Raw genomic sequence first — 9941 nt, forward strand, 5'->3', positions numbered from 1 at the left:
TTGAATACATGGCAATTGAAGCAAAAGTAGTTTGGTCAGAAGGAATCTTTATTACTCCTCAGCATTTCCAGCAATTTGAACGTTATCTTGAGTCTGGATTACGTCAACTAGCTGTTTCTAAAGAAGGTTATTTTTGGGGATTTTCATCTTTAGTACTGGATTCAGACGGCCTCAAACATGGTGTTCTCGGTATTCGTGAAGCAGAAGGTATTTTTCCTGATGGTTCTATATTTGTGTTTTCCCAAAAACAACTTGAAAATTTAAGCTTGAAAGTACCTGCAAACATAAAAGACACCAAAGTTTGCTTAGCCATTACTCTGCCATCGTCTGTTAATAATGAGATTGATTTTCTAAATCAAAATTCTGCTCACTCTTACCGATATAAAGCATTTGAGAAAACCCTTGCAGATACAACAAACTCCGAATTAGACGGTCGCCAAATTACACTAGCAGATCTTAATCCCACATTGATTTTAGAAAATGATTTAACTAGCAATCAAACTGTCCTTCCTATTGCAGTTATCCGATCCAGTTCAGCAGACTTTGAAATCATTCTAGACGAATCATATATTCCACCTTCCCTAGGAAGCCAAAAGCAACAACACCTAAAAGCTTACATTTCGGAAATATATGGCTTATTAATGCAAAAAAGCAATAGTCTAGCTAACGCTGTAAACGATCCGAATACCGGAGGTTCTGTTGAAGTAATGGACTTTATGATGCTTCAGACCATCAATCGGTATCTGGCTTATTTGCATCATGAAAATGAAGGTGCTCGCCAAACTCATCCAGAACAATTATTTGTCAACTTATCAAAATTATGTGCTGATTTAATGACTTTCCTTCCTTCACGTAAGGTAGGGGATATTCCTATTTATGAACACAATGATCTAGCATCATGTTTTGGTAAATTATTTTTTAACTTGCGCAAATCACTGTCTATTGTTCTTGAACAAAGAGCAATTAGAATTCCACTAGATTTGCGCGATGAAGCAACTCGAGTTGCTCAAACTCCTGATCAAAGCTTACTGGATAAAGCTTCATTTGTCCTAGCCATCAAGGCTGATATGCCTAACGAAGCCTTACGCCAAAAAATTCCAAGTGTAGTAAAAATAGGTACTGTAGAAAAAGTTAAGGAATTGGTTGCTTACCATTTACCTGGAATTAAAGTTCATGCGTTATCCGTGGCACCAAGAGAATTACCATACCATAGTGGTTATGTTTATTTTGAATTAGATAAAAAACATGAATTATGGGATATGTTTGATACTTCCTCAGGTATGGCTTTCCATTTGGCTGGTAATTTCCCTAATTTAGATGTTGAGTTTTGGGCGATTAAGTCTTTAAGTTAATTTGATTTAATTTGGAATTTCATTATGAATAACCAGAATAATACTGTAAACAACGCAGTAAATGTTTATAACCCTTTAATTGAAGCTGCTAAACCTGTTTTTATCTTAGCTAACTCTATGCAGCAAACTACTAGTCAATTGTCTACTGACAGCCTAATTAATAAATTCTCTCTCTTAATTAATAATTTTGAAGAGAATGCTGAAAAAAATGGAGCTAAATATGATGCTATTCAGGCTGCAAAATACTGTCTTTGTACATTTGTAGATGAATTAGCAGTCCGTGCTGGCTGGGCTGATGAAACTTGGTCAAAAAATAGCTTATTAGTATCTTTTTATGATGAAACTTGGGGTGGAGAACGTTTTTTTGAAATCATTCAAAATTTGAAACAAGATTCTGATAAAAATATTGATTTAATAGAGTTTATGTATTTATGCCTGCAATTTGGTTACAAAGGTAAGTACCAGGTTCTAAACAATGGGGAATTTGAGATCGATAAAATTAAAAGAGACTTACTTGCCTTAATTCACAGTAAACGACCTGACCAAACTGTTAATCTTTTTAAACATAACCCGATTATTACAAATAATATTCAAAGGAAACGCAGACTTGCTATTCCTTTATGGGTAGTTGGCGTATTAGGAGCTGTTGCATTAGGTGTAGGCTATTTTACAATGCAATGGTCATTAGGGGATAAATTCAATACAGCTAGCATAAAAGTAAACAGCCTCAAACTTCCTTCGGCAATCACCAAGCAACAGGATGCACAAAATACAGTCCGACTACGGCCTTTGTTGGAAAATGAGATTGCTAGGAAATTAGTATCTGTAGAAGATTCTCAAGACAGAAGTACTGTTACTATTTTAGGTGATGGCTTATTTGAATCCGGCTCTGCGCAAATCCAAGACCAATATTATCCTGTTTTAGCTGCAGTTAGTCAGGCCTTAGATAGTGTAGAAGGACAAATTATTGTTACGGGATACACTGATAATCAGCCAATTCAGAGTTTGAATTTTCCATCTAATTGGCATTTATCACAGGCTCGGGCAGATGCAGTAAAAGAAATTTTATTGAATTACGTTAAAAATGGCGGAACACGCATCCGTTCTGAAGGACGAGGCTCGACCGATCCTGTCGCACCAAACGATACTTTGGAAAACAGAGCTAAAAACCGAAGAGTTGAAATTACATTATTTACTACAGGAACTGGACCCAAACTAGGTAGTTCAGTTGAAATAAAAAACGATACCTCCAATTCTCAACCAAACGGTAGTGTAAGCACACAATAATCTATTTTAGATTGATACGGAAAAAATAGACATGAAAAAAATTATTTATTTTCTAGGTTCTCGCTCTTTATGGGTGATGTTGGGTATTACCGGCCTGATTATATTAGTATGGTTTATTGGACCATTGATCTCCATAGGTGAAGTTCGCCCTTTAGTAAGCAAAACTATTCGTTTTGCAGTGTGTACCATTATTATTGGTATTTGGTTGGCTAAAGCTATATTTCGCCAATATCGTGAATCTCGACGAAACGCTGCTTTATTGAAAGAAATTCGAGCAGCACAAGAGCCTATTTTAAAAAGTGCAAATGATGTTAGCTCTATGAGCCGCCAGTTTGCTGAAATGGACAAAGTATTAAAGAATGCTAAATTTTCTAAATCTAAAAACAGTTTGTTGGCTAGACTAGAAGAAGGTCAATACCTCTATCAAATGCCATGGTATGTTGTCCTAGGGGCAGCAGGATCTGGTAAAACGACTGCACTCAAACGTTCTGGCCTTAACTTCCCCTTAGAGAGCACTTTGGGGACATCTGTAAGTGGCCTAGCAGGTACACGAGATTGTGATTGGTTCCTATCGGATGAAATAGTATTTCTCGATACAGCTGGTAGATTATCTTTACATGACAATCATAGCAGTAAAGATTCTAGTGACTGGGAAGAATTTGTAACGCTGCTACAACGTTACCGACCTAAACAGCCAATAAACGGAGTATTGGTTACTGTAGGTGTAGATGATTTATTGGGCGGAAAAACCAATATAACAGAAATCTCAGTAGAACTGCGTAAAAGAATCCATGAAATGCATACTAAATTAGGTATACATTTTCCAGTTTATCTTATGATAACCAAATTAGATTTATTGCATGGTTTTAATGAATTCTTTAACCATCTAACTGAAGAACAAAGAAATCAATATTTAGGGATTCCTCTATCTAATACGGAAGGAATGGAAACCCCTATCGCTACTGCTTCTAATGCCTTAGCAGATATTGTAGATAAATTACGCTCCTCTATGTTGGGTACTGTTCACCAATTAGAATCCACTGAAGACAAGGCTGCAGCTTTTGCATTCCCTGAGGAGTTCGAGCGTCTTAATCAGGCCGTACTTTCCCTATTTAAAGAACTGTCTAAATCTTCAAAATTTGAGCAACCTATCGCATGGAGAGGTGTTTATTTTTCAAGCTCAACTCAAACAGGACAACATCTCAACCCTATACTGGAAGGTTTGCAAAGTGATTTCCAATTATCTAAAAAATACTTGGATTCAAACCAGGCCTCTACTCAGAACAACGAACATAGCTTTTTCTTAAATAGACTATTTGCTGACGTTATTTTAAGCGAGGCAAATTTGGCTGGTGAGAATAAATCTTGGTTTGTCAAAAAACAAATCTTGTATTGGCTAGGTATTGGAGCTATTGCAACTATAGTAATCGCATGTTTGACAATGATGTTGAATAGTTACTCCAATAACCAATCATATCTTGAACAGGTTGATAAAAAAGCAACTGACTTAGCTTCAGATGTAAAAAAATATACAGACGGCCCTGATTTACTTAAGGCTGTAACATTTGCTGAACAAGTTAGAGATACAACTACCAGTAAAGAAATTCCAGATTTATTATCCCCTCCGCTCAGCTATCGTATGGGCCTTTATCAAGGCAGCCAAATGAAAGATGTTGGGGAGTCAGCCTATTATAGAATTCTTCAAGACAACGTAATGCCATTAATCAGCTATAAGTTGGATGAACTTCTACGCACAGCTAATGGCTCCAACAATATTAATGGCTATGATGCATTAAAAGCTTATCTTATGATGTTCCACAAAGAACATTTTGATGCTGCTTTTATGCAAAACTGGTTAATGTCCAATTTGTCTAAAACAGAATCATCAGGTATGAGTGACCAACAAAAAAAATCTGTTGAAAAAGCTCTGAATCAGATTCTTTCAAAACAAAGCATTACACCAAGCGTTCCCTATGATGAAGAATTAGTAGAACGTCGTAGACAGGAAATTGCGCAAAGAGACATTGCAACCATGGTATTAGAAGATACCATAAATACAGTTACTCTCTCTGGAAAGGGAGGAGTTACACCTGTATCCTTTTCAAGTATGGGTGGAGTGCAAAGTCACTTGTTATTCCGACGTAAGACTGGTGGAACTCTGAAAGAACCTATTAACTTTATTTATACCAAAGAAGCCTACATTACTAAAGTTTTGCCTGCTATGGTTAAATCTGCAGAGCAGTTTTTTAATGAAGACAACTGGGTATTAGGTGACTATGCTTCTTTAAGTCAAAGCAAGGCATCTGTCCTTTTTGATGCCCAAAGAATCTATTTCAGTAATTACATCAAAGTTTGGAATAGTTATTTATCTGATTTGTCATTAGTAACACCAAAGTCATCACGAGAGAGTACTCAAATTGCTAAGCTGCTATCTGAAAAGAACTCACCTTTAGTCAATATTATTAAAGGAATTAGTGATAATACGACTTTAACTATTGACAAACAAATAACAGAAAAAGCTGGAAGCAAAATTACTAATTGGTTAAATAGAGCAGGACTCTCGAAACTCTTAGAGAGTGAAGAGGGGAATAATGTAAAGAATGAATTAGCTGCTTTAAAACAAGCAACTCCAGTCGATGATGCTTTTGCAGATTTCCATATATTAACTGAAACCACTAATGACCAACCTCCAGCTATTAATAACGTTACAGAAGCTATAAATGATTTATATGTTTATTTAGTTGCCGTTAATGTTGCTGTAGAAAAAGGAGTGGACTTACCACCTGATGATCCTTTCGTAAAATACAAGGCTGAAGTAAATAGACTGCCACCTCCCTTTCGCCAAATGTTAGATAACTTTTCTGAAATTATTCTGAAAAACACTAACAAAATTGTTGATGAAAAAATTTTATCTACTTTAGAAAAACAAATGGCCACATTGACTAATAGTTGTCAAGAAATACATCAACAAGGATACCCTTTCGATAAAGGATCGGAGGACAATGTCGCATTAGAGAGTTTCACCAGTATATTTGGTCCCAATGGTATCTACAGTAAATTTACCAACTTGACTGGTGAAGCTGCCGTATTGGCACGCTCAGAAAAACTGGAAACTTTAACTGCTAAAAATGATGCGTTTAAAGATCGTTTTGCAAAGCTAAATGATATAGCAGACATTCGACAAGGGTATTTTGATAAAGGCTCAGAAACTCCTACATTTGACTTCTCGGTTAAAGTTTTGATTCTTGATACTAGTTTAGAAAGTGTAAATATCTCATATGCAGGGAAAAGCTATGTATACAGCCATGGTCCTGTAAATCCTGTAACCTTTACTTGGCCATCGAAGAGTGAAAATGCTTTAGCTAAAATAGACATCTCCTCCTCCCAAATTAACAGCGCAGGTATTAGTTCAACTGGGCCTTGGTCAATCTTTCGCCTTATTGAAAAAGGTAAAATTATTCGCCAAACAGGAAATACCACTGTTGTCGAATACAGTATTAAAGGAAAAAATCTTGTACTTGAATTTACTACTTCTACTGCCTTTAATCCCTTTAATTTAAGTAAATTAAGGAATTTTCAGTGTATTTAAAAGTCTCAATAGAGATGTAAATAATATTGTCTAAAATATTACTTTACATATTTTATCACTATTTAAAATACTAGGATAAAAATACTTGTAACCGGAATATTGATTTAAGATTGACAAGGAGTTTCCCGAAATGAATAGAACTATCGTTGCTCATACGCCTTTGGGATCACAACTATTATTCAAAAAAATGCTTGGTACAGAATCCGTTTCAAATCTGTTTGAGTTCAATATTACATTGGTCTCCCAAAACCCAAATTTACAAGGCAAAGATATTATTGGTCAGTCTGTAACATTGGAAATTGATACCGAAGCAAGTAATCCTCGTTACCTAAATGGTCTAGTTACCGATTTTGGCTACATTGGAGAAGATGAGGATGAAGAAGGTTATCATGCCTATACCTGTACCACTCGTCCATTCATGTGGTACCTCACTCAAAATACGGACAGCAGGGTTTTCGTTGATAAGTCCGTGTTAGATATCGCTAATGAAGTCTTAGCACCATTCGGATTCCCATACCAGATAAAATGTCAAAAAGGGTATCGAACAAGAGGCTTTTGTGTTCAATATCAAGAAAATAGCTTTGATTTCTTAAACCGCCTATTTGAACAAGAAGGCATCTACTATTATTTTGCCCACAGTAACGGTTCACATGAGCTGGTTATTACTGATGATGTCGGTGTTTTAGAAGCCATTTCATCCCCTAACATCCCCTACCACTCTCGAAATACTGCACCAGGGGCACCAAATATCGCCTATATTGATATTTGGGAAGAACGAGATGCTTTAAAATCTAGTCAATTTGTTACTCGAGAATACAATTATAAAAATGCCAAAGTTCCGATGATGTCTTCAGACTCAGTTCATGACTTTAATTCGGTATCTATGGAACACTATGACTTCTACACGGGTTTTAGTGATGTGGCAGAAGCACAAAATTACAGTCAGGTTCGTAGCGAAGATTTGAAAAGCCAAACCAAGATTATTACTGGCTCAGGCACTGCACTGACACTTGCTCCGGGTTATACGTTTATCTTGAGCAAACACCCTCATGCATCTTCCGATACCGAATATACTATTCTAAAAGCTGATTATGATTTTGAAGAGGCAGGCTATACATCTGGAGACCGTATTGGTAAATTTAGAATTTCATTCCGCGTATTACCGAAATCTTATCCATACCGCCCTCCTCTTAAAACTCCCAAGCCAAAAGTTTTAGGGACACAAGCAGCTACGGTAACAGGACCTGCTGGTGAAGAGGTTTACACCAATGAATATGGTGATATTAAAGTCCAGTTTCACTGGGATCGCTATGGAAAAATGGATGAAAACAGTTCCAACTGGGTACGAGTAACTCAGGGCTCTGCTGGTGCTGGCTATGGCTCTATTAATACACCACGCATTGGCGAAGAAGTACTGGTTGATTTTATTAATGGTGATGCTGATCGACCTATTGTATTAGGCCGTCTGTATAACAGCGCAATGTCGCCACCATGGGGATTTCCTGCTGCAGCTAAGCAATCCGGTATCAAGAGTAAAAGTTTTAACTCCCCATTAGCCAACTTTAACGAACTGATGTTCAATGATACTGCTGGGTCTGAAATGGTCAACTTCCAGGCACAGAAAGATTTGACCTCACTTGTTAAGAACAATGAAACCCGCAACGTCAACAACGACCGAACCACTACAATTGGTAATAACGAAACTGTAACAGTAGTAGGTGATCGAGCGAAAACCGTTCAAAAAAACGAAACTGCTTCAATTACCCAAAACCGTACTAAATCAGTCGGCCAAAACGAAACTTCCAGTATTACCCAAAACCAAAGCATTAGTGTCGGCCAAAACCAAAGTACTTCTGTGGGTAAAGATCAGAGTGTTTCTGTCGCTAAAAATCGAACCCATTCTGTTGGTCTCGATGAAAACATTGGCATCGGTAAAAATCAGGCTTTAAGTGTAGGCTTGGATCAAAACGTTTCTATTGGCAAAAATCAAGCGTTGACCGTTGGTGCCAATCGTAACAAAACCATTGTATCCAACGAGGTAAGCAGCATTGGTGGTAATAAGCAAGAAACCGTCAGCCTAAATGGTATGAGCAACGTTGGTATCGGGCAAATGACCAACATTGGGGCTGGCTATATGCTAAACGTCGGAGGTGGTTGGATGACCAACGTTGTTGGTGCTGAAATGCATAGTGTTGGCCTAGTTATGGGACTTAATGCAGGTTTAAATATTGGCCTTAATGCCGGCAATAAAATTACCTTATCTGCTGGGAGCAAAATTACCCTTCAAGTAGGCAACTCCATGATTGTAATAGATAAAAATAAAATCTCTATTGTTAGTAAAAAAGTTAAGATCGTTGGCACTAGTGTAGTAGATATGGACGGCAAAAAAGTTGATATCAACTAAAAGAAAAGGTATATCAATGTTCGAATTGGAGAACTTTACCTGCTTTCATACTCAGCAATTTAAAAACATCGACCAGTTAGATCGAACGTATGATGTTGTAGTTGCTAAAGTCAGTTATGAGTTTGAAATTGATCCTGTAACAGGAAAAACTGTACTTGAGTTTGCCCAAACACAGACGCCCCTTACATTTGCAGATACGTTTTACGGTGAACCATCTCAAACTTCAACTCAGTTTGAAAGCGACTTCTGCCTTTATAAACCTAAAACTGATTTAGTGGTCAATGCAATCGCCTATGCACCTGATGATACTCCCGCTCGGCAACTTGCCGTAGCGGTGAGTGTTGGTGATTACCAAAAAAGTCTGGCTCTTACTGGAGAGCGCTACTGGGTAAGAGAGATAGCCGGATGGTCTCTAAGTGAACCAGATCCTATTCTCTCCTTACCCATCCGCTATGAATTTGCCTTTGGCGGTAGTGCAGTTGAAGACGATCATGAGGGGCATCAGCAAAATCCTGTCGGTATTGGTTATTATCCCAAATCCCAACTCAAACAAAATGGATTCAAACGGATATTAAAGGCTCACCAGATTTATGACCCAAGCCATCCGGTACGAGATCCTGCTGAAAATGTTGTTCCCGAAGGATTCGGCTTTATGCCCCGTTATTTTGCACAACGGGCACGACATTCAGGCACTGCTGATGCAAAATGGATAGCTAACCGTGCACCTTTATTGCCGGAAGATTTTTCTATGGCTTATTGGAACGGTGCTCATCCTTCCCTTCAATTGCCACATCTAAAGCCTAACCATATCTATACACTAGGATTTACCGGTATGGTACATTCCTTTCAAGCGCCCAATCAGTACTTTACTGTCGAACTACCGGTAGAGACTGTATTTGTACATGCCCATACCGCATCTAATATGTCTTTGTGTAAAGACATGGTGTTGGATACCGTACTCGTTGATGTAGAACAACGCCGCATTGACTGTACATACCGGACTTCTTTTGCAGAAGAGCTGGAAATTTCTGCATGTCAACTCAGGTTTATTGCTCGACATGAACGGGCAGAACAAATCGCAGCCGCAGTTGCATGCCATACTTCACAAGACAAATTTATCCCGATACCGCCTTCTCTTGCGGCACTCGCGTAAACAACTAAAAGACCGTCTGATTATCAACCGATTGTAGCCAATTTTTCAGACGACCCCATCCCCCAACAGGAGCAAGCCGCCATGGCCGTCAATAAAATCGCCCGTAAAAGCAGCGACTTCAGGGTCGTCTTTACCGTCCCCGATTTCTGTTGGCCT

At 38.0% G+C, this 9941-nt stretch carries 5 protein-coding genes; all 5 read left to right on the forward strand.

Features of this window, described 5'->3' with window-relative positions:
- The first annotated feature begins 8 nt into the window (after positions 1–8).
- The 5 genes from tssK (at position 9) to ACTHR2_RS09945 (ending at position 9785) form a co-directional block, all read left to right on the forward strand.
- The gene (tssK, locus tag ACTHR2_RS09925) at positions 9–1352 is read left to right on the forward strand and encodes a type VI secretion system baseplate subunit TssK (protein WP_263337415.1); all 1344 of its coding nucleotides are present in this window, start codon (positions 9–11) and stop codon (positions 1350–1352) included.
- A gap of 24 nt (positions 1353–1376) precedes the next feature.
- Positions 1377–2639 (forward strand): type VI secretion system protein TssL, long form, encoded by a 1263-nt coding sequence (gene tssL, locus ACTHR2_RS09930; RefSeq protein WP_263337417.1) that lies wholly within the window; start codon positions 1377–1379, stop codon positions 2637–2639.
- 31 nt (positions 2640–2670) lie between these two features.
- A complete protein-coding gene (gene tssM / locus ACTHR2_RS09935) occupies positions 2671–6228 on the forward strand; it encodes a type VI secretion system membrane subunit TssM (RefSeq protein WP_440375683.1) in 3558 nt (1185 codons plus the stop codon).
- Positions 6229–6358: 130 nt separating this feature from the next.
- Positions 6359–8632, forward strand: coding sequence for a type VI secretion system Vgr family protein (locus ACTHR2_RS09940; protein ID WP_440375684.1), 2274 nt, complete (start codon positions 6359–6361; stop codon positions 8630–8632).
- A 16-nt stretch (positions 8633–8648) separates the two neighbouring features.
- Positions 8649–9785, forward strand: coding sequence for a DUF2169 family type VI secretion system accessory protein (locus tag ACTHR2_RS09945; RefSeq protein ID WP_263337424.1), 1137 nt, complete (start codon positions 8649–8651; stop codon positions 9783–9785).
- Positions 9786–9941: the final 156 nt, after the last annotated feature.

This window comes from Neisseria sp. P0006.S004 (genome assembly GCF_051963015.1).
GTDB lineage: Bacteria > Pseudomonadota > Gammaproteobacteria > Burkholderiales > Neisseriaceae > Neisseria.